The organism is Cupriavidus sp. GW822-FHT02D05, assembly GCF_058802485.1.
On record NZ_JBXAOE010000021.1, the window covers coordinates 52994 to 76476 of the forward strand.

At 66.6% G+C, this 23483-nt stretch carries 23 protein-coding genes; 18 read left to right on the plus strand and 5 right to left on the minus strand.

The genetic code is table 11. The annotated features are described in order from the left end of the window. The first annotated feature begins 186 nt into the window (after positions 1-186). Positions 187-1899 (plus strand): ABC-F family ATP-binding cassette domain-containing protein, encoded by a 1713-nt coding sequence (locus tag AC1RQK_RS26060; RefSeq protein WP_492811892.1) that lies wholly within the window; start codon positions 187-189, stop codon positions 1897-1899. Between the two features lie 16 nt (positions 1900-1915). Here the strand turns inward: AC1RQK_RS26060 and AC1RQK_RS26065 are convergent, their stop codons facing one another. After that, positions 1916-2860 (minus strand): LysR substrate-binding domain-containing protein, encoded by a 945-nt coding sequence (locus tag AC1RQK_RS26065; protein WP_150984633.1) that lies wholly within the window; start codon positions 2858-2860, stop codon positions 1916-1918. Between the two features lie 157 nt (positions 2861-3017). Between AC1RQK_RS26065 and gtdA the strand changes: the two genes are divergently transcribed. The 12 genes from gtdA (at position 3018) to AC1RQK_RS26125 (ending at position 16787) form a co-directional block, all read left to right on the plus strand. Beyond that, positions 3018-4064, plus strand: coding sequence for a gentisate 1,2-dioxygenase (gtdA, locus tag AC1RQK_RS26070; protein ID WP_492371203.1), 1047 nt, complete (start codon positions 3018-3020; stop codon positions 4062-4064). Positions 4065-4119: 55 nt separating this feature from the next. Beyond that, entirely contained in the window at positions 4120-4818 is a 699-nt protein-coding gene (locus AC1RQK_RS26075; RefSeq protein WP_492811895.1) for a fumarylacetoacetate hydrolase family protein, read from the plus strand. Positions 4819-4858: 40 nt separating this feature from the next. Further along, a complete protein-coding gene (maiA, locus tag AC1RQK_RS26080) occupies positions 4859-5503 on the plus strand; it encodes a maleylacetoacetate isomerase (protein ID WP_492811897.1) in 645 nt (214 codons plus the stop codon). Positions 5504-5564: 61 nt separating this feature from the next. Next, positions 5565-6773: a 3-hydroxybenzoate 6-monooxygenase gene (locus AC1RQK_RS26085; protein WP_492811899.1), complete on the plus strand. Its 1209-nt coding sequence runs from the start codon at positions 5565-5567 to the stop codon at positions 6771-6773. 144 nt (positions 6774-6917) lie between these two features. Next, entirely contained in the window at positions 6918-8258 is a 1341-nt protein-coding gene (locus tag AC1RQK_RS26090; protein WP_492371207.1) for an MFS transporter, read from the plus strand. A 314-nt stretch (positions 8259-8572) separates the two neighbouring features. Next, on the plus strand, positions 8573-10423 hold the full coding sequence (locus tag AC1RQK_RS26095; RefSeq protein ID WP_492811901.1) for an OPT/YSL family transporter: 1851 nt from the start codon (positions 8573-8575) through the stop codon (positions 10421-10423). 405 nt (positions 10424-10828) lie between these two features. Then, entirely contained in the window at positions 10829-13654 is a 2826-nt protein-coding gene (locus AC1RQK_RS26100) for a monovalent cation/H+ antiporter subunit A (protein ID WP_492811903.1), read from the plus strand. Further along, positions 13654-14058, plus strand: coding sequence for a Na+/H+ antiporter subunit C (locus tag AC1RQK_RS26105; protein WP_492371210.1), 405 nt, complete (start codon positions 13654-13656; stop codon positions 14056-14058). Before AC1RQK_RS26100 ends, AC1RQK_RS26105 begins: the two co-directional genes overlap by 1 nt. Continuing rightward, entirely contained in the window at positions 14055-15587 is a 1533-nt protein-coding gene (locus AC1RQK_RS26110) for a monovalent cation/H+ antiporter subunit D (protein WP_492811905.1), read from the plus strand. Before AC1RQK_RS26105 ends, AC1RQK_RS26110 begins: the two co-directional genes overlap by 4 nt. Positions 15588-15591: 4 nt before the next feature. Next, complete coding sequence (locus AC1RQK_RS26115; RefSeq protein ID WP_492371212.1) at positions 15592-16095, plus strand: Na+/H+ antiporter subunit E; 504 nt, start codon at positions 15592-15594, stop codon at positions 16093-16095. After that, positions 16080-16355, plus strand: a complete 276-nt coding sequence (locus AC1RQK_RS26120; protein ID WP_441631606.1) for a K+/H+ antiporter subunit F — start codon at positions 16080-16082, stop codon at positions 16353-16355. The genes AC1RQK_RS26115 and AC1RQK_RS26120 overlap by 16 nt, the downstream gene beginning before the upstream one ends. A gap of 27 nt (positions 16356-16382) precedes the next feature. After that, complete coding sequence (locus AC1RQK_RS26125) at positions 16383-16787, plus strand: Na+/H+ antiporter subunit G (protein WP_492812017.1); 405 nt, start codon at positions 16383-16385, stop codon at positions 16785-16787. 18 nt (positions 16788-16805) lie between these two features. Here the strand turns inward: AC1RQK_RS26125 and AC1RQK_RS26130 are convergent, their stop codons facing one another. Next, positions 16806-17123, minus strand: a complete 318-nt coding sequence (locus tag AC1RQK_RS26130) for a high-potential iron-sulfur protein (protein WP_174425926.1) — start codon at positions 17121-17123, stop codon at positions 16806-16808. A gap of 228 nt (positions 17124-17351) precedes the next feature. Between AC1RQK_RS26130 and AC1RQK_RS26135 the strand changes: the two genes are divergently transcribed. Beyond that, positions 17352-18059: a hypothetical protein gene (locus AC1RQK_RS26135; protein WP_492811908.1), complete on the plus strand. Its 708-nt coding sequence runs from the start codon at positions 17352-17354 to the stop codon at positions 18057-18059. Here the strand turns inward: AC1RQK_RS26135 and AC1RQK_RS26140 are convergent. Further along, positions 18013-18387, minus strand: a complete 375-nt coding sequence (locus AC1RQK_RS26140) for a hypothetical protein (protein WP_492371276.1) — start codon at positions 18385-18387, stop codon at positions 18013-18015. The two genes, AC1RQK_RS26135 and AC1RQK_RS26140, sit on opposite strands and share 47 nt — an antisense overlap. Here AC1RQK_RS26140 and AC1RQK_RS26145 point away from each other — a divergent pair. Genes AC1RQK_RS26145 through AC1RQK_RS26155 form a run of 3 tightly spaced genes read left to right on the plus strand, consistent with a single transcriptional unit; the run spans position 18381 to position 20780 of the window. Beyond that, complete coding sequence (locus AC1RQK_RS26145; RefSeq protein ID WP_492371214.1) at positions 18381-19394, plus strand: Bug family tripartite tricarboxylate transporter substrate binding protein; 1014 nt, start codon at positions 18381-18383, stop codon at positions 19392-19394. The genes AC1RQK_RS26140 and AC1RQK_RS26145 overlap by 7 nt on opposite strands. 16 nt (positions 19395-19410) lie before the next feature. Beyond that, positions 19411-20298, plus strand: coding sequence for a PhzF family phenazine biosynthesis protein (locus tag AC1RQK_RS26150; protein WP_492811910.1), 888 nt, complete (start codon positions 19411-19413; stop codon positions 20296-20298). After that, complete coding sequence (locus AC1RQK_RS26155) at positions 20295-20780, plus strand: RidA family protein (protein ID WP_492811912.1); 486 nt, start codon at positions 20295-20297, stop codon at positions 20778-20780. Before AC1RQK_RS26150 ends, AC1RQK_RS26155 begins: the two co-directional genes overlap by 4 nt. 20 nt (positions 20781-20800) lie before the next feature. On the opposite strand, the gene AC1RQK_RS26160 is transcribed toward AC1RQK_RS26155, so the two are convergent. Together AC1RQK_RS26160 and AC1RQK_RS26165 are read right to left on the minus strand one after the other, a co-directional pair. Next, complete coding sequence (locus AC1RQK_RS26160; RefSeq protein ID WP_492811914.1) at positions 20801-21592, minus strand: helix-turn-helix domain-containing protein; 792 nt, start codon at positions 21590-21592, stop codon at positions 20801-20803. A gap of 39 nt (positions 21593-21631) precedes the next feature. After that, complete coding sequence (locus AC1RQK_RS26165; RefSeq protein WP_492811916.1) at positions 21632-22396, minus strand: SDR family oxidoreductase; 765 nt, start codon at positions 22394-22396, stop codon at positions 21632-21634. A gap of 341 nt (positions 22397-22737) precedes the next feature. On the opposite strand from AC1RQK_RS26165, the gene AC1RQK_RS26170 reads away from it, so the two are divergent. Further along, positions 22738-23424 carry a hydrolase gene (locus AC1RQK_RS26170; RefSeq protein WP_416052675.1) on the plus strand — a complete coding sequence of 229 codons (687 nt, stop codon included), beginning with the start codon at positions 22738-22740 and terminating at the stop codon, positions 23422-23424. Positions 23425-23483: the final 59 nt, after the last annotated feature.

Consider the following 23483-nt stretch of genomic DNA (forward strand, 5'->3'; position numbering starts at 1 on the left):
CAAACTGAACGGAACTCGGCAGGGGCCTGACCGGTCACACCATCCGCATCCACCGGAGTCAACGCAAAATGATCCTGTAAGCCCACTTCAAACCTGTTCGCGCTTGTTGAACCCTTGTTAACCCTTGTTGTGCCCTCGTTGAGCACTTGGGTTCCAGGCGCGCTACCTGTCTTGTCTGGAGCTTGCATGGCTGACTTCACATCGATTCCGTTCGCGGTTTTCTCCGCGCCGCAGTCCGGCGGTAATTCTGGTGCCACCCCCCTGGATTCCCACTCAGTTTCGCAGCCGGCGTTCTGGATTTCTTTGCGCCACGTCACCGTGGCGCTGCCCGATGGGCGGGTGCTTCTGGACGAACTGAGCGACACCTTCCCGCCCCGGCGCATCGGCCTGGTTGGCCGCAACGGCACCGGCAAGAGCGTGCTGGCAAAGGTGCTGGCGGGCCTGGTCACGCCGGATGCCGGGCGCGTCGTCAGGCATGCCACCGTTGCCTATGTGCCGCAAGACGGCAGGCTGGCACCAGGCGCGACGCTGGCGGATGTCGCCGGCCTGACGCCGGCTTTCGATGCGCTCGCCCGGGTGGAGCGGGGCGAGCCGGAGGGCGCGGACTTCGACCTGCTGGAAGGGCGGTGGGACCTGCGCGGCCAGCTGCGGCTGGCCTGCGAGGCGGCTGGCCTGGGGCATCTGGAGCCGGAGCGGCTCGCCGCCAGCCTCAGCGGTGGCGAACTCACGCGCGTGGCGCTGGTGGGGGCCTTTCTTTCCAGGGCAGATGGACTGGTGCTCGACGAACCCACCAATCACCTCGACTTCGTCGCCCGGCAATGGCTGCGCGCTCAGTTGCGGCAATGGCGTGGCGGCGTGGTGGTGATCAGCCACGACCGCGAGTTGCTCGAAGACATGGACCATATCGCCGCGCTGACGCCGGATGGCTTGCGCCACTACGGCGGCAACTACACGCTGTATGCGGTGCAGCGCGATGCCGAAGCCGCCGCCGCGCAAGCCGCGCTGGATCACGCGCGGACCAGCCGTAACTCGGCCTTGCGCGACTTGCGGCGCCAGCACGATGCCCATCAGCGCCGTGCCGCGCGCAACGACCGCGCGGGCACGATGGCCAACCTGCCCGGCATCCACCTCGGCCGGCTGAAGGACGGTGCGCAGGGGTATTCCGGCCGCGAGCAGCGGCGCCAGCAGGAAACCCGCGCGACGCTGGACGATGCCGTGCGGCAAGCCGCGCAGCGCATCGAGGCCGGCCCGCCGGTGGCGCTGATGCTGCCCGGCGCGGTGGTCGCCGCGGGCAAGCGCGTGGTGCACGCGCAAGATGCGATCCTGCCGTTTGCGGCCGGCGCAAAGCCGCTCAGCCTGACGCTGGCGGGGCCGGTGCGCGTTGCCGTGACCGGGCCGAACGGCTGCGGTAAAACCACGTTGCTCAAGCTGCTGGCCGGCGTCGAGAACCCGGTGTCCGGGACCTGCTCGGCAGGTGTTCCCAATGCCTGGCTCGATCAGCAGGCGGCGACCCTGCTGCCGCCGGCGATGTCCGTGCTGGAGCGGCTGCGCGAACTGGACAGCCCCTTGCCGGAGGGCGTGCTGCGCAGTCATTTGTCGTTGCTCGGGCTGGGTGCGGCGCTGGTGCGGCAGCCTTCCGGCGAATTGAGCGGGGGCGAGCGCCTGAAGGCGGCGCTTGCCTGCGCTTTATGGGCCGCGCAGCCTGCCCAAATGCTCTTGCTCGATGAGCCTACCAATCACCTCGACCTGGATTCGGTGCGCGCGCTGGAGCAGGCCTTGAGCGCCTATCCCGGCGCCATCCTGGTGGCGTCGCACGACCGGCGCTTCCTCGACGCGCTGGATTTGACCCACATGCTGGCGTGGCAAGGCGGGGACTGGCAACTGGCGGCTTGCAGGTAAGCCGCGCGGGCTGGTGTCACCCGTGCGTGTCGTCGGGGATTTCATCGACCGAGCGCACCGCCGCGCGCCGCAGGGCGTCCAGCGCGGCACTGACCGCGATACGGCCAAAGCCGTCGTCGCGCCAGTACATGGATACCGAGCCAAAGCCCGCCAGCCGCAGCGGCAGGATGCGCAGGGCGCCGAGATGCTCCAGGCGCCGCGCGGTCCGGTGCGAGGCCACGCCGATCATGTTGCTGTGGTTGAGCAAGGTCAGGTTGAGGATGACCGAGTTCGACTCCACGCAATCGGCCGGCATGCCCTGGCCAGCCGCGTTCAGCGCCGACTCCAGCGTGTTGCGGATGGGCGTGCCGCGTGGCCACACGATCCACCGGTATGCCTGCAGGTCGCTCCAGCCCGGTTCGGCCAGCTCAAACAGCGGATGCCGCGGGCGCGTGACGAAATGGATCGGCTCCATGTAGAGCGCCTCGGCGCGCATTTGCCCGTCCTGCAGTTCCGGCGCGGAGCGGCCCACCACGATATCGACCTCGCCCCGGGCCAGTTGCGCCATCAACAGGTTCATGGTGCTTTCCACCAGCCGGACATGGGCTTTCGGCAGGCGCTGCAACAGCGAGGTGACGGCTAGCGGCACGGTATCGGCAGCCGACGCGCCGGAGGCGCCGATCACCACCAGACCGCTGCCGCCTTCGCGCATGGCCTGCATGTCGTCGCGGGCGGTATCCAGGTGCGCCTCGATGCGCCTGGCATGGGCAATCATCGATTCGCCATAGGGCGTGGGGCGCAGGCCGCGCGCGTGGCGCTCGAACAGCGGCAGCCCGATGTCGTCTTCGAGTTCCTTGAGCCATTTCGACAAGGCGGGCTGCGTAGTGCTGAGCGCCGCGGCTGTCTGGCTCATGTTTCCGGTCTGCGCCAGGCTAAGCAGCATCTGCAAGTTGCGCAGCCGGAGCCGCTGGGTCCAATCCATCAGGGTATTCCCTTTGAGATATATCCATATCCATATGGATAAGAGGAATCCATCATTTTACAAGGTATATCTCCGGGCGTATAAATCTTCCATCGCACCCCGCAGCCCACGGCGGCTGCCCAGCGCCCCAACCGGGCGATGAATCGGAGACAAGGCCATGCCAGACGCAAAGAAGAGCACCGACCGTTCAGCTTATTACAGCCGCATCGGCCGCAACCAGATGGCGCCCCTGTGGGAATCGCTGCACGCGCTGGTCCCGCGCGAGCCTCGTCCGCAAGCGCAGCCGGCGATCTGGAAATACGCCGAGATCCGCCCGCTGGTGATGCAGGCGGGCGAGGTCATCAGCGCGGAAGAAGCCGTGCGCCGCGTGCTGGTGCTGGAGAATCCTGGCCTGCCCGGCAAGTCCAGCATCACCTCCACGCTGTACGCCGGCTTGCAGCTGATCCTGCCCGGCGAGATTGCCCCCAGCCATCGCCATACCCAGTCCGCGCTGCGCTTTATCGTGGAGGGCCGCGGCGCCTGGACCGCCGTCAACGGCGAGCGCACCACCATGCATCCGGGCGATTTCATCATCACGCCATCGTGGACCTGGCATGACCACGGCAACCCGTCCGTGGAGCAGGGCGGCGAGCCGGTGGTCTGGCTCGACGGGCTGGATATCCCGCTGCTGCAGCACCTGGACGCTGGTTTTGCGGAAAACTACCCCGAAGCCTCGCAGCCGGTGCTGCGTCCCGAAGGCGACAGTTTTGCCCGCTTCGGCCACAACATGCTGCCGGTGCGCCACCGCGTCACCGATCCCACCTCGCCAATCTTCAGCTATCCCTATGCCCGCAGCCGTGAGGCGCTGGACCAGCTCTACCGCAACGGCGAGCTCGATGCCTGGGATGGCGTGAAGCTGCGCTATGTGAACCCGGCCACCGGCGGCTGGCCGATGCCGACCATGGCTACCTTCATGCAATACCTCCCTGCCGGTTTCCAGGGCAAAACGTATCGCAGTACCGACGCCACCATCTATTCCGTGGTGGAAGGGCGCGGCACCGTGCGCATCGGCGAGGCGCAGTTCCAGTTCGAGCCGCGCGACACCTTCGTGGCGCCGTCCTGGCAGCCGGTGCAACTGGCTTCGGTCGAGGACACGGTGCTGTTCAGCTATTCCGACCGCCCGGTGCTGTCCGCGCTCAACCTGCTGCGCGAGGAGCGCACCTGATCCGGCGCAGTCCCATTTCTTTGCCTTTTTCCCATTTCCTTGCCTGAGGTCTTCCATGTCTTTCGTCATTACCCCTCCCGCTGCCGTGGCCGTGCCGGTCGTTGGCACCAGCGACCAGTTTCCCGTGCGCCGCGTCTACTGCGTGGGCCGCAACTACGCCGCGCATGCCCGCGAGATGGGCTTCGATCCGGACCGCGAGCCGCCGTTCTTCTTCTGCAAGCCGGCCGATGCCGTGATCCCGGTCGCCTACGGCGAGACCCTGACGCTGGCGTACCCGGCCCAGACCAGCAACTACCACTATGAATCCGAGCTGGTTGTCGCCATCGGCAAGGGCGGCTCCGATATTTTGCTGGAACAGGCGCTGGAGCACGTCTGGGGCTATGCCGTGGGCCTGGACATGACCCGCCGCGACCTGCAGATGAAGATGCGCGAGATGGGCCGCCCGTGGGAAATCGGCAAGGCCTTCGACGCCTCGGCGCCGATCGGCCCGATCCATCCGGCTAGCGATGTGGGGCATTTCGAGCAGGCCGCGATCTGGCTGACCGTCAACGGCGCCGACAAGCAGCGCAGCGACGTCACGCACCTGATCTGGTCGGTGGCCGAGACCGTGGCGGACCTCTCCAAGTACTTCCGCCTGGAACCGGGCGACCTGATCTACACCGGCACGCCGGAAGGCGTCGGGGCCGTCAAGCCGGGTGACCTGATGGTTGCCGGCGTGGAGCGCCTCGGCGAGCTGTCGGTGCGGGTGGCCTGACGGCGTCGAGACTCCGGATTTCGAGAAAGAGGGCTTCACCGTGCAGATCTATAGTTTCTTCAACAGCTCCACGTCGTACCGCGTGCGCATCGCGCTGGCGCTCAAGGGCCTGCCGTACGACTACCAGCCGGTCAACATCCGCGTGGGCGAGCATCGCGTCGCGGACTATGTGGCGGCCATCAACCCCTCGGCGGTGGTGCCGGCGCTGGTGGACGGCGACTTCCACCTGGGCCAGTCGATGGCGATCATCGACTACCTCGATGCCCGCCATCCCGAGCCGCGGCTGATCCCGCAAGCGGCGGAGCTGCGCGCGCGGGTGCTGGAGCTGGCCAATGTGATTGCCTGCGATATCCATCCGGTCAACAACCTGCGCATCCTGCGCTACCTGCAGGACACGCTGGGCGTGACACCGGAGCAAAAGGACGCCTGGTACCAGCATTGGGTGGACGAAGGGCTGGGCGCGGTGGAACGGCTGCTGGCGCAGCACGGGCGCGGCCCGTGGTGTTTCGGCGACCAGCCCACGCTGGCCGACTGCTGCCTGGTGCCGCAGATCGCCAATGCGCAGCGCATGGGCTGCCGTACCGAACATTTCGAGCGCGCCATGGCGGTCTACCGCCATGCCTGCGAGCACCCGGCCTTCCAGCAGGCAGAACCTCAGCGGCAGCCGGACTACACGGCGCGCTAACCAACGCGACAGGGCACCCCGAGGCCGGATGGCCACCGGGTGCGCACCCAAGGAGACGAACATGAACAACACGCGCAGCACGGACCGCAAGGTGATCGTGGTCGGTGGCGGCATCGGCGGCCTGGCCGCCGCACTGGCGCTCGCCCGGCAGGGCATCCGCGTTGAATTGCTGGAACAGGCGGCCCAGATCGGTGAAATCGGCGCCGGCATCCAGCTTGGTGCCAACGCCTTTGCTGCGCTGGATGCGCTGGGCGTGGGCGAAGCCGCGCGCAAGCGCTCCGTTTTCACCGACTACCTGGTGATGATGGATGCGATTGACGCCACGGAAATCGCCAAGGTGGATGTCGGCGAGCGCTATCGCCAGCGCTTCGGCAACCCCTATGCGGTGATCCATCGCGCCGACATCCACCTGTCCATCCTGGAAGCCGTGCGGAATCACCCGCTGATTCAGTTCCGCACCGCCACCACGGTGTGCGCGCTGGAGCAGGACGAACGCGGCGTGACCGTGATCGACCAGCACGGCGAACGCCACCAGGGCGATGCCGTGATCGGCTGCGACGGCGTGAAATCCGCCGTGCGCCAGGCCTTGCTCGGCGACGAACCGCGCGTGACCGGCCACGTGGTGTACCGCGCCGTGGTGGATGTGGCCGACATGCCGGCCGACCTGCAGATCAACGCGCCGGTAGTGTGGGCCGGCCCCAACTGCCATCTGGTGCACTACCCGCTGCGCGGCGGCGAGCAGTACAACCTGGTGGTGACCTTCCATAGCCGCGAGAAAGAAGTCTGGGGCGTGCGCGATGGCAGCAAGGAAGAAGTGCTGTCGTACTTCGAGGGCATCCACGCCCGGCCGCACCAGATGCTGGACCGGCCCACCTCCTGGCGGCGCTGGGCCACCGCGGACCGCGACCCGGTGGAGCAATGGAGCTTTGGCCGCGCCACCATCCTGGGCGATGCCGCCCACCCCATGACGCAGTACCTCGCGCAGGGCGCCTGCCAGGCGCTGGAAGATGCCGTGACACTCGGCGCGGCCGTGGCCGAGACAGACGGCGATTTCGTGGCGGCCTTTGCGCTGTACGAGAAGGCGCGCATCCCGCGCACCGCGCGCGTGCTGTACTCCGCCCGCGAGATGGGCCGGCTGTATCACGCCAAGGGCGTGGAGCGGCTGGTGCGCAATTCGTTGTGGGTCGGACGCACGCAGGACCAGTTCTACGACGCGCTGCAATGGCTGCACGGCTGGCGCGCGCAAGACTGCCTGGGCGGGGCGCGGTAGGAGGAGCGCCGGCCCGAAGTGACCCAAAGTGGCCCAAAGTGTCCAAAAGAAGCAAAGAGCAACCAAAGAGCGGCCAAAGAGCCGCCAAAAAATGGCGAGCCGATCGCAAATCGGCCGCTTCGACACACAATGCAGGAGACCGCTGTGCCCACGCAACCATCCATCGGCATTACCGAATTCATCGATCGCCAGCCGCTATCGGCCTTCCAGGTCACGATCGTCGCGCTTTGCTTCTTGATCGTCGCCATCGACGGGTTTGATACCGCCGCGATCGGCTTTATCGCCCCCGCGATCCGCGCCGAATGGCAGCTCACGCCGGCGCACCTGGCGCCGTTGTTTGGCGCCGGGCTCACCGGCCTGATGGCCGGCGCGTTCCTGTTCGGCCCGCTGGCCGACCGCTTTGGCCGCAAGAGCGTGCTGCTCTTCTGCGTGCTGTTCTTTGGCATCGCGAGCCTGGCCTCCGCGTTCTCCGGCTCGCTGTGGGGGCTGGTGGCGCTGCGTTTCCTGACCGGTCTGGGGCTGGGCGGCGCCATGCCCAATACCATCACGCTGACCTCCGAGTATTGCCCGGCCAAGCGCCGCTCTTTCCTGGTCACGACCATGTTCTGCGGCTTCACGATTGGCTCGGCCCTTGGCGGCCTGGCCTCGGCGAACCTGATCGAGGAGCACGGCTGGCGCGCCGTGCTGCTGCTGGGTGGCGTGCTGCCGTTGCTGCTGCTGCCGCTCCTGGTCTGGAAGCTGCCTGAGTCGGTTCGCTACCTGGTGCTGAGCGGCAAGCACCCGGAGAAGGTAGCGGCCATCCTGGAGCGGATCGCGCCGCGCGAGCGTGTCGCACCTGGCAGTATCGTGGTGGCGGACAAGCGCGCGCCCGGCTCGCCGGTTGCGCACCTGTTCAAGCCCGAACTGGTGCGCGGGACCTTGCTGCTGTGGCTGACCTTCTTCATGAGCTTGCTGGTGATCTACCTGCTGTCCAGCTGGCTGCCCACGTTGCTGCGGGCAACCGGGATCTCGCTCAAGACGGCGGCCCTGGTCACCATGATGTTCCAGGTGGGCGGCACACTCGGCGCCATCGTGCTGGGCTGGCTGATGGACCGGGCCAACCCGCACTATGTGCTGGCCGCAAGCTACGCGCTGGCAGGTGTGTTCATCACCGCCATCGGCAGCCTGACCACGGCGCCATGGCTGGCCGGGGTGGCGGTATTCGCCGCTGGCTTCTGCATCTCCGGCTCGCAAGTGGGCGCCAATGCCTTGTCGGCGGCTTACTATCCCACCGATTGCCGCGCCACCGGCGTGAGCTGGGCCAATGGCGTCGGGCGGATGGGCTCGGTGGTTGGCTCGGTCGGGGGCGGCACGATGTTGTCGATGGGCCTGACCATGCCGGCGCTGTTCCTGATGGTGGGGATACCGGCGGTGATCGCTGGCGCCACCATGCTCCGGTTCGGACGCCATCGCGCGGGCCAGGCACGGCGCATGGCGGCGGCTTGAGGGCTGCCAGCGGCGGGTGCGCGTTTCATCCTTGAGTATTCAAATGATAATCGTTATCATTTTAATACTCGGGTTAGTGACACGATCTGAGTCAGCAAATGGGTTACCGGACACGTCTCGTGTCCGGTTTTTTTGTGCCTCCGCCTTACCGTTACTGCGTCTTAGCGTGCCCTTGCGCACGCACGCCGTGCCTGCGGTGCGCCGCTTGCGGTAGCATCTGGCCAGCGCCGGCAGCGTTGTCCTCGCCGCGCGGGCTTTTTCCTTTTCCTTCGATCCAGCGCCACCGATGCGGCTTGCCCGCATGGGGGAAGCCAATGACGGCAGTCGGCAGGCCACCGCAAGACGCTACCTCGCCGGCACACGCCGGGAGGCTCGGTGCTGCTGCCGCCAGTGGCCGGCGCTGGGCATGGCTGCCAGAGCAGGGCGGCTGGAAATACTATGCGCTGCTCGGCGCCATCGGGGTCCTTGTCCTCGGCCCGCTGGGCGGGATTGCCGCGGCGTACATGAACTTCTCGCTCGGCTTCTTCGTAGGCGGGCAGGTGCTGGCCGGCATTCTCGGCTCCACGGTGACCTACGGCTATGGCGCGGACGGCCGCCATGGCGCGAACTATATCCAGACCATTGCCGCATCGGTCGCCGGCATGAGCGGCATGGCCGTGGTGATCCAGGCGATGACCTGGATGGGCCTGCCCGAGCCGCCGATCTGGCAGTTGATGCTGTACATGCTTTGCGTGGGCATGTTCGGTGTGGGCGTGGGCATGTTGTACACGCCAATCCTGGTCGACCGGCTGCAACTCACCTTTCCCTCCGGGCTGGCGGTGGCCAATATCCTGCGCGCCCTGACGGATCCGGTGCTGCTCAGGCAGTCGGTGTCGCGGCTGGCCGGCGGCACGGTGCTGGGCATCGTCAGCGGCATCGGTGCGGCCCGCGTGGAGCGGCTTGCCGCCATCGATTTGTCCGCGTCCACCTATGGCGCGGGCATGATCGTCGGGGCCCGCATCGGCGTGGCGGCGCTGGTTGCCGGGCTGGCGGGCCAGGCGCTGATCCCCTTCTTTGTCGCGATCGGCTGGCTGGCGCCGGGCGACCCCTTTCGCAAGATCACCTTCCTGATTGCGCTCGGCATGATCATGGGCGCCGCGCTGCTCGATATCTCGCTGATCCTGCTCAAGGTGTATCGGCATGGCCAGCAGTTGCCCGCCCGGATACGGCGCGAACCCTCTGCGGCGGCAGGTGGCGGCAGCTTGTGGCGGATGGTGGCGTGGGTGCTGTTCTGGGGGCTCGCGGTGGTGGCGGTGGGCGTGGGCCTGCTGCATCAGCCCGCGGGCTACATGGTGCTGGCGGTGCTGCTGGTGTTCGTGTTCGCCATGGTCAACGGCATCTCGGTGGGCATGGTCGACCAGAACCCGATTTCTTCCGCTTTCGTGCTGTCCGTGATCCTGATGGCCGCGCTGGGTTTGCGTGACCCGAATGTGGGGCTGATCGCGGCAACGGTGCTGCTGGTCTCGACCAGCGAGGCGTGCGACATGCAGCAAGACCGCTCCACCGGCTGGCGGCTCGGCACCAGCCGCACCGTGCAGTTTCGCTTCCAGGTGGCGGGCATTGTTGCCGGCGCGGTGCTGGCGGTGTTGTTCGCCAGGCTGTTCATGCGGGCTTATCCGGTGCTAGCGCTCGACCAGACTGTGCTCTCGGCCGGCGAGCAGCCCCAGCACTGGGCTTCGGCCATGACTTACAAGATCGTCGGCGCGTTGCGCGGCCTGACCAACGACTTGCCGCACCAGCGCACGGCGGTTGTGCTGGGCATCGTTCTTGGGCTGGCCACGGCGGTGCTGCGCCTTCTGGTCAAGTCGTGGCCGCGCTACCAGCGCTTTGCCCGGGCGGGAAGCGGTGGCAGCGTTGCCGATTTCCTGCTGGATGCGGTGGTGCTGCCGTCGCCCTATGCCTCGTCCTTTGGCGGATTCGTCAACCTGCCCACCTCGGCGTGGTTTGCGCTGGGCGGCGTCGTGGCCAGCGTGCTCAACCGTTTGCGCAAGCCCGGGGACGCGCCGGATGCCTTGCCCGAGGACATGAGCACGACATCGCTGGTGGGGGGCGGGCTGATCGCAGGGGATGCGCTGGCGGCGGTCGGGCTGGGCATCGCGGGGCTGCTGTTTACGGCTTTGGGCTAGCGCATGTGAGAAATCGATGACCAGCCTTCCATTTCTGCCATTTGGCTCGAAGCCCAGCCTCGTGTTCAATTCTTTTGAGATGGATCTGAATTCTTTATCCGGGAAGGCGGGGCCGCGCCGGAGGCGAGTGGCTGTGGCGCAAAATAGGCCGCGGCAGCTGGGGGGAAACCTGGCAGCGTGGGCACGCCCGGCCCCGTCGCCACCGCCCTTGTCGCGAGATCGGATGTGCCGGTGTTTGTCGTCAACCTGCCTGAGGCGCAGACGCCATCACACTTACCCCATGCATGTCCATGAACGCCACGGAGCTTCCCAGGACGCCGACACATTGAACGCCATCGAAAACCCCTTTAACCTCATTGATGCCCCCGTCGCCGGCAGCACGCGGCGCGTTTGCGGAGCCCGCCGATGGTGATGGCCTGGTTGATCGCGCTTCCCTTGCTGGCAGCGTTGCTGTTGTTGCTGGTGCGGCGCCGCGTACGCTTTCTGGCCACGCCCATCGTGGTGGGCACGCCGTTGCTTGGCCTTGGCTTGCTGCTCAGCGTGCGCAGCGCCGTGTTCGAGGGCCGCACCATTGCCTGGCGCCAGCCCTGGCTCGAGGACATCGGGCTAAGCCTCAGCCTGCGGCTGGACGGCCTGGCCTACGTGTTTGCGCTGCTGGTGCTGGGCATCGGGTTGCTGGTCATCCTTTATGCGCGCTACTACCTGCCGCGCAGCGAGTCCACCGTACGTTTCTTCTCCCTGCTGCTGCTGTTCATGGCGGCGATGCTGGGTGTGGTGCTGTCCAGCAACCTGCTGCTGCTGGCGGTGTTCTGGGAGATGACCAGCATCGTGTCGTTCCTGCTGATCGGCTTCTGGTCCTATCGCTCCGATGCGCGCAAGGGCGCGCGCATGGCGCTGACGGTGACCGGCGGGGGCGGGCTGGCGTTGCTGGCCGGCGTGCTGTTGCTCGGGCATATCTGCGGCAGCATGGAGCTCTCCGTGGTGCTGGCCCAGGCCGGCAGCGTGCAGCGCCACCCGCTGTATCCGGTGATGCTGAGCTTGATCTTGCTGGCGGCGTTTACCAAGTCCGCGCAATTTCCCTTCAGTTTCTGGCTGCCGCATGCGATGGCAGCGCCCACGCCGGTGTCCGCCTACCTGCATTCCGCCACGATGGTCAAGGCCGGCGTCTTCCTGCTGGCGCGGCTGTATCCGGTGCTGGACGGCACCAACTGGTGGTTCTACATGGTCAGCCTCACCGGCCTTGCCACGCTGGTGTTTGGCGCGGGCATGGCCTTGCTGCAGCGGGACCTCAAAGGCCTGCTGGCGTATTCCACCATCAGCCATCTTGGCCTGATCACGCTGCTGTTCGGCCTGGACACGCAGCTGAGCACGGTGGCCGCGCTGTTCCACATCATCAACCATGCGGTGTTCAAGGCATCGCTGTTCATGGCGGCGGGCATCATCGACCATGAGACCGGCACGCGCGACCTGCAACGGCTGCGGGGCCTGCGCCGCTATATGCCGCACACAGCGTTGCTGGCCATCGTGGCGTCGCTCTCGATGGCGGGCGTGCCACTGTTCAACGGCTTCCTGAGCAAGGAGATGTTCTTCGGTGAGACGCTCGCACAGGGTCTGCTGGGGGATTTCAACTGGATCATCCCGGCGGCGGCGACCCTTGCCGGGGCGTTGACGGTGGCGTACTCGCTGCGCTTTATCTACGGTGTGTTCTTTGGCGGCGAGCCGGACGACTTGCCGAACTATCCGCCACATGAGCCGCCGCGCTCCATGAAGATCCCGGTGGAGGTGCTGGTTGCCATCTGCCTTGTGGTCGGGCTGTTCCCGGCGTATACGGTAGGGCCCTTGCTGGCGACGGCCGCCCTGGCGACGCTGGGCGGCCCGCTGCCGGAATACAGCCTCAGCCTGTGGCATGGCGTCAATCTGCCCCTGGTGATGAGCTTGGTCTCGATGGGCGGCGGCGGCGTGCTGTTCTTCTTGCGGCGTAACGCTTTTCATCGGACGCACGCGCGTTTTGCCCATCTGAACGCGCGCGATGCGTTCGAGGCCGGCATCGACACCCTGGCGCAGATGGCCGGGCGCGTCACCGGCGCATTCGAGACTGGCTCGCTGCAAGGCTACCTGGCGTGGATGCTGGCCGCCATGTTGCTGATTCCCGCCGTCTTCCTGTCCGACCTGGACACGCTGGCTGGCCCGGTGCCATCGATGCCGCTCGACCTCATGACGGTGGCGGGGATGGGTTTGCTGGGGCTGTCGGCGATCGGCGTGGTGATTGCCCACCGGCAACGGCTGAACGCGCTTGTGCTGCTGAGCGCGTGCGGCTTGCTGGTGGCGCTGCTGTTCACGCGCTTCTCGGCGCCGGACCTGGCGCTGACGCAGGTCTCGGTCGAGGTCGTCACGATCCTGCTGCTGGTGCTGGCCTTGTACTTCCTGCCTGTTGACCGGCCGGATTCGTCCTCGGTGGGCCGGCACGTGCGCGACGGCTGCCTGGCGCTGGGCGGCGGCACGCTGCTGGCCATCCTGGCCTACGCGGTGATGACCCGGCCTTACGACGCGATCTCCTCGTTCTTCCTGGCCAACAGCGTGGAAGGCGGCGGTGGCCATAATGCGGTCAACGTGATCCTGGTGGACTTCCGCGGCTTCGATACGATGGGCGAGATCTGCGTGCTGCTGGTCGCCGGACTGGCGGTGCAGGCGCTGCTCAAGGGCATGCGCCTGACAGCGCCGCCAGCGGGGCCCAACGGGCTGCCATGGTCAAGCCAGAGCCATCCCTTGCTGCTCGCCATCCTGGCCCGGCTGATGTTGCCGCTGACCATGCTGGTCGCGGTCTTCGTGCTGCTGCGCGGGCACAACCTGCCGGGCGGCGGCTTTATCGCCGCGCTGATCACGGCGGTAGCCTTGCTGCTGCAGTACGTGGCCAGCGGCGTGCTGTGGACGCAGGCGCGCATCGCGCTGAACTATCGCGCGCTGGCCGGTGGCGGCATCCTGGTGGCGGGGCTGACCGGCCTGGGCAGCTGGGCGTTTGGTTTTCCGTTCCTGACCACGGCCTTCGGCCATTTCCACATACCGGTGCTGGGAGAAATCGAACTGGCGACCGCCATGGTGTTTGACCTTGGCGTTTATTTCACGGTGGTGGGCACGACCTTGCTGATCGTGTCCCACCTCGGTGTGCGCGACAAGCGCGTCAGTGTCAACGGCAATGGCAATGGCAATGTCAATGCGAAGGAGGGGGACTGATGGAAGCCGTCTACGCCGGCACGGTCGGCATCCTGATGGCCTGCGGCATCTACCTGCTGCTGCGTGCGCGCACGTTTTCCGTGGTGGTGGGGCTGGCGCTGATCTCGTACGCCGTGAGCCTGTTCCTGCTGGGGATGGGGCGGCTCTCCACCGGCCGCCCGCCGATCATTGCCACGGGCGCGCAGTATGCCGATCCGCTGCCGCAGGGCCTCGTGCTGACGGCCATCGTCATCGGTTTTGCCATGACGGCATTCGCGGTGGTGCTGGCCTTGCGCTCCCTCGGCATCACGGGCAGCGATCATGTGGACGGCAGGGAAGCGGGCCCGGCGCAGGGCGAGCCGCCGGCGGCCGGTACCCCCGGCCCCTCCGGCACCCCCGGCACAGACACGGCGAGCGGCCAATGACCCACAGCCTCCAACTGTCGATTCTCCTGCCCATCCTGCTGCCGATGTTTGCCGGCGGCCTGCTGGTGGCCGCGCCGGCGCGCTGGGCACGGGCCCAGCGCGTGCTGAGCACCGCGGTCACGCTGCTGTTGCTGCCGGTCGCGGCGTGCATGGTCAGTGTGGCGGCCACGGGCGCCATCATGGTCGATCACATCGGGAACTGGCCAGCGCCGTTTGGCATCGTGCTCCAGCTCGACCGGCTGGGCGCCCTGATGCTGTTGCTGACCGCGGTGCTGGGCGCGGCCGCCGTGGTGGCGGCGGGCCGGGGCGATGCGCGCCTCGGGCGGCATTTCCATGCGCTGTTCCAGTTCCAGCTGATGGGGCTGAACGGCGCCTTCCTGGCCGGCGACCTGTTCAATCTCTTCGTCTTCTTCGAGATCCTGCTGATCGCCTCCTATGCCTTGCTGCTGCACGGCGGCGGGCGGGCACGCATCGGTGCCGGGCTGCACTACGTCGTGCTGAACCTGGCCGGATCCGCTTTCTTCCTGATCGCGATCGGCGTGCTGTACGGGCTGAGCGGCACGCTCAACATGGCGCATATGGGCGTGCGGCTGGCCGGGCTGGCGCCGGCCGATGTGCCGCTGGCCACGGCGGCGGGCGTCATGCTGATGCTGGTCTTCGCGCTCAAGGCCGCGCTGTTTCCCATGGTTTTCTGGCTGCCCAAGGCCTACGCCAGCGCCACGGGCTCGGCTGCGGCGCTGTTCGCCATCATGACCAAGGTGGGCATCTACGCCATCCTGCGCTGCGCCGCGCTGGTTTTCGATGCGCCGGATGGCATGCTGGGCGTGTTCCTGCATGACTGGGTGTGGTGGCTGGCCCTTGCCACCATGGCGTTCGGCGCCCTCGGCGCGCTGGCCGCCCCGAATCTCAAATCGCTGACCTGCTACCTTGTGCTGGCATCGGTGGGGCTGCTGGCGGCCAGCGTGTCGATGCAGACAGCGCAGAGCTGGGCAGGGGCGCTGTATTACCTGCTCAGCACCACGCTGTGCACGGCGGCGCTGTTCCTGCTGGCGGACGCGCTGGAGCCCGCGCCACCTGCCGCCCCGGCGCGCGAGCCGGTGGCGGTGGTCCGTGGCTCGCGGCTGGCAGGCTTGCTGTTCCTGGTCGCGGCGGTGGCGGCGATCGGCTTGCCGCCGCTATCCGGCTTCATCGGCAAGATCATGGTCATGCGCAGTGCCTCGCTGCCGGCGGCGGCCGTGTTGTGGCCTTGCATCCTGCTGTCCAGCCTGGCGCTGCTGATTGCGGTCAGCCGCACGGGCACGCGCCTGTTGTGGCGCCTGCCCCAGGATCACGATCCGGAGCGCCATGGCGCCCGCCAGCGCATTGCGCCCGACGGCTGGAAGCTGGGCTGCTGCGCGTTCCTGCTGGTCTGCAGCTTGGCGCTGGTCGTGTGTGCCCGTCCGCTGAGCCAGTATCTTGCCGACACGTCCGCCCAGTTGTTCGACCGTGGCGCGTACCTGCGCGCGGTGCTGCCGTCCGGGGGAGGCTGACACCATGTGGAAACGCTTGTTCCCGCATCCTTGGCTCAGCCTGGCGCTGCTGGCGATCTGGCTGCTGCTGGCCAATAGCGCATCGCCAGGCAACTTGGCGCTGGGTGCCTTCCTCGGCTGGGCATTCTCGCTGCGAATCGGGTCACGGCTCTGGCTGCGGCCGGTGCGGCTGTCTCGTCCCGACCTGATGCTGCGCTTGTTCGTGCATGTGCTCATCGACATCGTGGTGGCCAATGTGGAAGTGGCCATCCTGGTGCTGGGGCCGGTATCCCGGCTGCGCCCGGCCTTTATCCAGCTGCCGATCGATGTCGAGCACGAGCTGGCGCTGGCCGCGCTGATCAGCATCGTGTCGCTCAGCCCTGGCACCTTGTGCGCCGAACTCAGCGACGACCGCCGCCGACTGCTGGTGCATGTGCTGGATCTTGACGATGAGGCCAGGCTGATCGCGCTGATCAAGACGCGCTACGAGACACCGTTAAGGGAGATATTCGAATGCTTGCCGTCGTAATACCGATTTCGCTGGCGATCCTCGGGGTTGCCTGCCTGCTGGCCTTTATCCGCCTGGTGCGCGGCCCGGGCCTGCCCGACCGCATCGTGGCGCTCGATACGCTCAATATCAATGCCATCGCGCTGATCGTGGTGTTCGGCATCTGGCTGCGCTCGGCGCTGTTTTTCGAGATTGCGCTGCTGATCGCGGTGATGGGCTTCATTGGCACCGTCGCGCTGACCAAGTACCTGCAGCGCGGCGACATCATCGAACTCAAGTAACCGGCACCGGGAGACCCAATGGACTCGATGAGCCCCGTCGCGGAAATCGCCACCTGCGCGCTGCTGCTGATCGGCAGCGTCTTCACCCTGGTCGGCGCGATCGGCCTCGTCCGGCTGCCGGATTTCTTCATGCGCCTGCACGGCCCGACCAAGTCGACTACGCTTGGCGTTGGCGGCGTAGTGTTGGCGTCGGTGGTGTTCTTCAGCAACCAAGGCGACGGCCTGAGCCTGCATGCGTTGCTGGTGACTGCCTTCCTGTTTCTTACCGCGCCGATCAGCGCCCATATGCTGGCCAAGGCGGCCATGCAGCAGCGGCTGCCGGTGGACCCGCGCACGCGCGGGCGATTGTGGGATGCGCAGGACCGGGAGCGCTGCGATGCGCCGGCGCAGGGCGTGGAGCCGGCTTCGCCCCGGGACGCTCAGGGCAACTGAGCGTGCAACCTTCGGCTTTTATCCCTGTTCCCACGAACTGCACCATCCGGCGGCAGCTACCTGCTTGTCGCCAAACAGCACGCAGCCGCCCGTTGCCGGGTTGGCGCCTTCCTGGAACAGCTGGCAGTTGGCGCAGGTCTGGCTGGCGGCATGCCTGGGATATTTGGCCTGGTCTACCTTGCGGGTATCCGCCTTGTAGCCCAGCTTGACCGCCTGCGGATCGGCCTCGTCGAGCGTGGGCGCGGCGGCGTAAGCGCCACGCCAGGCCGGGACGGCGGCAAGGCTTGCGACAACGGCCACCGGCATTGTTTTCATGAATTGACGGCGGGAGGACATGGGGTTTCCTTTTTTTTCTGTGGGCCGGCGGCTATTTTGCGGGGTGTTTCGGTATCCGGCCGGGCGATTGTGGCACAGGCGCTGCTGGCTGGTTGCGGGTTGATGCGGCGCCAACCCATCCGAGCGCTTCGCCGCGCCATATCTGTGGCAAACTCGGCGCTAACTTTTTTGTGCCTGCGCCGCTGGCGCGCATTCAATCCCAAGCCCTCATCAAGTCTAATCAAGCCCATGACCGCGTCCACCAATACCGACACTCTCCGCCAAGCCCTGCAGGAGCCGCTGCCTTTGCAGCTCGCGCCCTTGATGGGCACCGCCTTTGCCGAGGCGGGCGAGGCAGAGCGGTTTGCCATCTATACGGAACCGCCGGAAGCGCCCGGGCGCGATGAGGTGCTCGCTGCGCTGCGCAGCCATCTCGAGGTGCATGCCGGCGACGAGCCGGCCGTTGGCGAAGTCCTCGACAGCGAGGACTGGGAGCCGGGCCAGGCATTCGAGATGGACATGGATACCGATGAGGTTTGCGGCCAGGTGCTGTTCTACCGCCTGATCCTCGCGCGAGACCTGGATCCGGTCGGGTACTGCGCGTTCGAGATCAATGCCGACGAAACCGGCGTGATCTTCGTCACGCTGGTCGAGTCTTGGATTCGCCCGCAGTACCAGCCGCTTGGCCTGCAGCGCGGCTTTGTGCAGCTGCTGGCCAATGCCGTCTACGCCTTGCTGGGCGACCTGGATGCGCGGCTGCAGGTGGCGGGCGAGCGTAGCGCGTCGTTCGAGGTGTTGCTGGGGCAGGACCAAGCGTCCACTACGGGCGCGGCGCTGTTGCAGTCGGTCGCCGAGACGCTGAAGGCGTGGACGGTCGCAGCGGATGCTGCCGGGCGCGAGCCGCTGGGCATTACCAGCGTCCGTGTTTCGGTGCTTCCCGCCAACTCGGCGGGTTGAGGCGAGGGCGGGGAACGCGTTCATGGCCACCGGCATGGCCTGTTCCTGGAAGATTGGCACGCCGGGCGCGCACGATAGCGCTTTCTCCATGGCGATGCTGGAATAAGCGGCCGGCCGAGTCCCTGCCGGTGGCGCAGTAAGGATGCACCATGCCGCTTTGCACCGGGCCCGGCCGGACGATGGCCACCTCGACCACCAGGTCGTAGAACGCGCGGGGCCGCGCGGCGGCTTGTCGCATTTGGGCTTGCCGCTTGTCGCATCCGGGTTTGGCCTGCCCAGGGCGCCTGAATAGACTCGTTGCTTCCATCCAGGGAGAACGCCATGTCATCTGCGCCACGACTGCCTTACCGACCTTTCCATCGATCTTTGCTGTCTTACGGAGCCTACGGGGCTTCGGCCGCCATCCTTGCCGCCCTGAGCTTCGGGACGGCCTTTGCACAAGGCTGGCCTACCCGGCCCATCACGCTGGTCGTCCCGTTCCCGGCAGCCGGGGGCACCGACCTTGTCATCCGGTCGATCCAGCCGCTGCTGCAAAAGGAACTCGGGCAGCCGGTCGTCATCGACAACCGTAGCGGGGCCGGCGGCACCATCGGCTCGACCTTTGTCGCACGGGCCGCGCCGGATGGCTACACCGCCGGGGTCGTCACCACCAGCACGCATGCGGTCAGCGTCAGCGTGTACCCGAAGCTGGCGTATGACCCGGCCAGCGACTTCGCCTACGCGGGTTTCATCGGCACGTCGCCCTATGTGCTGGCAGTCAACCGGTCCTTGCAGGCCAAGGACGTCAAGGCGCTGGTGGAGAAGCTGAAGGCGGCAGGCGGGCAGCCCACGATCGGCTCGGTTGGCGTGGGCACGGTCTCCCACCTGATGGGGGAGCAGTTCAGCAAGCTGGCGAACGTGCCCATGATCCACGTGCCGTATCGCGGCGCGGCGCCGGCCTATACCGACCTGATGGGCGGGCAGGTCCAGTTGATGTTCGATAACCCGGTCGGCCTGGCGCCTTATGTGAAAGCGCAGAAGATCACGGCCATCGCCACGACCGCGCCTACGCCGCTGCTGGCGGACGTGCCGACCTTCGCCAGGCAGGGCATTGTCAATTTCGAGCAGCAGCTCTGGTATGGCGTGGCCTTTCCCAAGGGCACGCCGCTGGCCATCGTCAGCCGCTTCAATGCGGCGCTGAACACGGTGCTCGCGCAGCGCGCTGTGGCCCGCGACCTGGCCACCAAGGGCGTTACCGCTCACCCGGGCACGCCGGCCGAGATGCAGGCAACGGTGAACAAGGACATTCCGTACTGGGGCGCTATTGCTAGATCCGTGGGGGCCACCGTTGAATAAGCCCGCCTCGATCAGCATGCCCACTACGCCCGGCGCGGTCACGGTCATGCGCGTGTTTGTGCGCGGTGCGAACGCGGCCCGTGGCGGCAACCCGGTTCCCCTTGTCGCCGATGCGCGCGGCATGTCCGATGCTGCCATGCAGCAGGTGGCACTCAGCCATGGACATGAATCCGCCTTTGTCCTGCCGCCGAGCGATAGCCGATTCGACTGGCGCCTGCGCTTCTTTGTCCCGCAGCACGAGATGGAAATGTGCGGGCACGCCACCGTCGGCACGCTCTGGGCGCTGCGCCAATGGAAACGCTGGACCAGCCCCACGGCACGGGTGGAGACCTTGAGCGGCCCGGTCGTTGCCCGGTGGGATGAAGCGCACCAGCGCGCCTGGATCTCGCAGCCGCCCGTCAATCGCCGTGCGCTGTTGGAGCCGGAGCGCCAGCGCGTGGCCGACGTGCTTCGTTTGCCGGCCGGCGCCGCGCACTACGCCATGACAAACGCATCCACCAGCCGGGTCAAGACCCTGGTGGCACTGCCGGATGTGGCGGCGCTCAACCGGTTGCAGCCGGATTTCGACGCGATGGCAGCGCTGTGCGAGTCGATCGGTTCCACGGGGCTCTATCCGTTTGCGATGGATGCGACGGCGCCGCACGTTGTGCATGCCCGGCAGTTCCCCAAATCCTCTGGCTACCCCGAGGACGCGGCGACGGGCATCGCCGCGGCCGCGCTCTGGGGGCATCTGATTGGGTCGGGCGCGTTTGCCAACGACGGTGCTGGCTCGCAAGCGGTCACCGTCGTGCAAGGCGAAGCCATGGGCTGCCCGTCCGAGATCCAGGTGAGCCCTCGGTATTCGCCGGAAGGGGGGGAAGATGGTTGCTGGCTAAGCGGCAACGTGGAATGGGAGGCGCCGTGAGCCATGCATCTCCGGAGGCCCGGCTGGCAGCCGCCGGCTTTGCATTGCCGAGCGCTCCCGTGCCGCGCGGCATGTATGCCCCTTCCTGCATCGTGTCCGGACAGGAAGGGCGATGGATTGCCATCAGCGGCCAGACCTGCCGGCAAGATGGGATAGCCATCGCGGGCATTTGCCACGGCGAGTACGACGTGGCCGACGCGCGCCTTGCCGCCGAAGTGGCCATGCTGAATGCGCTGGCGGCGCTACGGGACGCTTGCGGCGGCCAGCTGGACCGGGTGGCACAAGTGATGCGCTTGCGCGGCTTCATTCGTGCATCGGCGGATTTCGCGCACCATCCCGCGGTGCTGGACGCGGCCTCGGCCGTGCTGTGCGTGGCGTTTCCCGGCCAGTTGCTGCCTGCCCGCAGCGCGGTTGGGGTGGCGAGCCTGCCGAGCCAAGCCTGGATCGAAATCGAGATCGATGCGTGGGCGCTGGCTTGCTAAACGCGATGTCGGACGGCTGGCTAACGGGTTTGCTCGCCGGCCGTCCGCAGTAGCCTGGCGAGGTGCCCGCTGGTAGCGAATCCAAGCCGCTCGCTGACCCGGGCCAGTGAATGCCCCTCGCTCAGCAATGCCCTGGCGTGCGCTGCCAGCAGCCTGCGCCGGATGCTGACGGGACTGGCACCGAATTCCTCTTGCGCGGCGCGTTGAAGCTGGCGCGTTGAGACGCCGAGCTCGCAAGCCACCGCTTCCACGGCGGGGAGCGCGGCCTCGTATTCCAATGCCAGCATGAAGCACTGCACCATCCTGCTCCCGATGGAGATGGGCGCTGGCGGCAAGGCCAGCGGCTGGCTCGATAGCACTTGCGCAACGATCGCGCGCACCAATAGCGCGGTGCTGGCCGTGGCGAGGGTTGGCGCCAGCAGGGCATCCAGCATGGCGATGGTGGCGCCGTCCAGACGGAGGGCCCCGAAATGCCGGCACTCGTGCAGGCTGTCGGGCGGCAGGTACAGCTCCCCGTGTTGTTGGCGGCCCGAATCCGAGACGGTGAGGTGCGCGGCATAAACGGGAAGCAAGACGGCCGAACCCCGGACCAGCTTTGCGGCGCGGGAGTCTGCGAGGCCTGGGGCGCGATCGGAATCATGGCCTGGCGCCATCCACGCACTTTTGAGCCTGCCCAGGCGCGGCCACAGCAGCATGGCGCAATCGTGCGTATGCCATTCGAAGCGATAGTCCGGCTGGCGGCTCTCGCGGAACGCGAATCCTTGGGCCGAGATCAGGGCAAGCTTGGAGGAGAGTGGCGCAGTGATGGGCATCGGAACGCGTTGCTGGTGTCGTGGCTTTCGAGCCTTTGCTCAGGTGCGCGTGATCGATGCACCACCATCCACCAGGGATGCGGTACCGGTCACGAAGGCTGAATCGTCGGATGCCAGGTACAGCACCGAACGGGCCAGTTCGTCCGCACTGGCCACGCGCTTGAGGGCGTGGAGGTTGGTGATAAAGGACTGGGACTCCGCCGTGCTGTTCATGCTGCGGTACATGTCGGTGTCCACGGCCCCCGGCAGTATCGCATTGACACGCACTCCTTGTGGCCCGAACTCGGCGGCCAGCGCCTGGGTCAGGCCGATCAGGCCCGATTTGCTCGCCGCGTAGGCTGCCACACCGGGGAACGCAAAGCTGTAGCCGACGAACGTCGAGGTGAAGATGACCGAGCCGCCGCCATTCTTGAGCATTTGCGCGATCTGATGCTTGGCGCCGAGGAAGGAGCCCGTCAGGTTGATCGCGATGGCGTCATTCCAGCCCGCTTCGGAAACACTGGTGCTGGGGCCGGATTCGCCCAGCGTGCCGGCGTTGTTGAACGCGACATCCAGCCTGCCGTAACGCTCGACTGCCAGCGCGACCAGCGCCTTGGCATAGTCCTCCGCGCGCACATCGCCAGCCAACGCGGTGGCGTCGCCGCCGGCCGCGCGGATCTGCGTGGCCAGTTTGTCCAGTTCGTCCTGGCGCCGCGCCCCGATGACGACCTTGGCGCCCTGGGCGGCAAACAGCTTCGCCGTGGCGAATCCGATGCCGCCGCTGGCACCGGTGACGATGGCGACCTTTCCGGCCAAGCGTTCCATAGCGTTTCTCCCGTTCGGCGCATGCGGAGGGTTCCGCCTGATGGCGCCTGGTTAAGCGAGTATGGTTGTCAAAAGCGATTTCCAACAGGGCTGTATCGCAAAATTCACGCAAGCGCATGACGCCATGCCGGCGCTGAAGGCAAGGAAAAAAGCGCCCGCTGCCGGGTAAGAAAAGCCTGGCCCGTTTGAAAAGAGTTCCTATATTAGTAAGGCTCAAAGCATGGGGCGCGCTTCACGCCGCCGCATGTGCACGCACGCGGGCGCCGCGCCCACGAGGCGAATTCAAGGCGAGGGCGTCACGCGTCCTCGATCGATCCGTACGTCCGTATCGGAGAAACACCATGACTAACCCGAAGCTCGAGGTATTGACGCCGCAGAACAGTCAGTTGATTTTCATCGATCACCAGCCACAAATGGCCTTCGGCGTGCAATCCATGGACCGGCAGGCCCTCAAGAACAATACTGTCGGATTGGCCAAGGCGGCGAAGATCTTCAATATTCCCACCACGATCACTACCGTGGAGTCCGAGAGTTTCTCGGGCTTCACCTATCCGGAATTGCTCGATGTGTTTCCCGGCAAGACGCTGCTTGAACGCACGTCGATGAACTCCTGGGATGACCAGAAGGTACGTGATGCGCTCGCGGCGAACGGGCGCAAGAAGGTCGTTGTCTCCGGCTTGTGGACCGAGGTGTGCAACAACAGCTTTGCGCTGTGCGCGATGGCCGAGGGCAACTACGAAATCTACATGGTGGCCGACGCCTCGGGCGGCACTTCCAAGGAAGCGCACGACTATGCCATGCAGCGCATGATCCAGGCTGGCGTCGTCCCCGTGACCTGGCAGCAGGTGCTGCTCGAATGGCAGCGCGACTGGGCGCACCGCGACACCTATGACGCCGTGATGAAACTGGTCAAGGAGCATTCCGGCGCTTACGGCATGGGCGTGGACTATGCCTACACGATGGTGCACAAGGCCGAGCAACGGACCAGCGACAAGCACGAGGCCCTGCCGGCCGTGCCCGCCCGCTAGCGCTCAGACTGCGCTTTGCCGAACCGGCGGGTGCCGCTTTGCCGCGGCCCCCGCTGCAT

Coding starts and splice junctions, on each gene's coding strand:
- AC1RQK_RS26060 (WP_492811892.1), top strand. CDS start 187: ATGGCTGACTTCACATCGATTCCGTTCGCGGTTTTCTCCGCGCCGCAG.
- AC1RQK_RS26065 (WP_150984633.1), bottom strand. CDS start 2,860: ATGGATTGGACCCAGCGGCTCCGGCTGCGCAACTTGCAGATGCTGCTT.
- gtdA (WP_492371203.1), top strand. CDS start 3,018: ATGCCAGACGCAAAGAAGAGCACCGACCGTTCAGCTTATTACAGCCGC.
- AC1RQK_RS26075 (WP_492811895.1), top strand. CDS start 4,120: ATGTCTTTCGTCATTACCCCTCCCGCTGCCGTGGCCGTGCCGGTCGTT.
- AC1RQK_RS26085 (WP_492811899.1), top strand. CDS start 5,565: ATGAACAACACGCGCAGCACGGACCGCAAGGTGATCGTGGTCGGTGGC.
- AC1RQK_RS26095 (WP_492811901.1), top strand. CDS start 8,573: ATGACGGCAGTCGGCAGGCCACCGCAAGACGCTACCTCGCCGGCACAC.
- AC1RQK_RS26100 (WP_492811903.1), top strand. CDS start 10,829: ATGGTGATGGCCTGGTTGATCGCGCTTCCCTTGCTGGCAGCGTTGCTG.
- AC1RQK_RS26105 (WP_492371210.1), top strand. CDS start 13,654: ATGGAAGCCGTCTACGCCGGCACGGTCGGCATCCTGATGGCCTGCGGC.
- AC1RQK_RS26110 (WP_492811905.1), top strand. CDS start 14,055: ATGACCCACAGCCTCCAACTGTCGATTCTCCTGCCCATCCTGCTGCCG.
- AC1RQK_RS26115 (WP_492371212.1), top strand. CDS start 15,592: ATGTGGAAACGCTTGTTCCCGCATCCTTGGCTCAGCCTGGCGCTGCTG.
- AC1RQK_RS26120 (WP_441631606.1), top strand. CDS start 16,080: ATGCTTGCCGTCGTAATACCGATTTCGCTGGCGATCCTCGGGGTTGCC.
- AC1RQK_RS26125 (WP_492812017.1), top strand. CDS start 16,383: ATGAGCCCCGTCGCGGAAATCGCCACCTGCGCGCTGCTGCTGATCGGC.
- AC1RQK_RS26130 (WP_174425926.1), bottom strand. CDS start 17,123: ATGTCCTCCCGCCGTCAATTCATGAAAACAATGCCGGTGGCCGTTGTC.
- AC1RQK_RS26135 (WP_492811908.1), top strand. CDS start 17,352: ATGACCGCGTCCACCAATACCGACACTCTCCGCCAAGCCCTGCAGGAG.
- AC1RQK_RS26145 (WP_492371214.1), top strand. CDS start 18,381: ATGTCATCTGCGCCACGACTGCCTTACCGACCTTTCCATCGATCTTTG.
- AC1RQK_RS26140 (WP_492371276.1), bottom strand. CDS start 18,387: ATGACATGGCGTTCTCCCTGGATGGAAGCAACGAGTCTATTCAGGCGC.
- AC1RQK_RS26150 (WP_492811910.1), top strand. CDS start 19,411: ATGCCCACTACGCCCGGCGCGGTCACGGTCATGCGCGTGTTTGTGCGC.
- AC1RQK_RS26160 (WP_492811914.1), bottom strand. CDS start 21,592: ATGCCCATCACTGCGCCACTCTCCTCCAAGCTTGCCCTGATCTCGGCC.
- AC1RQK_RS26165 (WP_492811916.1), bottom strand. CDS start 22,396: ATGGAACGCTTGGCCGGAAAGGTCGCCATCGTCACCGGTGCCAGCGGC.
- AC1RQK_RS26170 (WP_416052675.1), top strand. CDS start 22,738: ATGACTAACCCGAAGCTCGAGGTATTGACGCCGCAGAACAGTCAGTTG.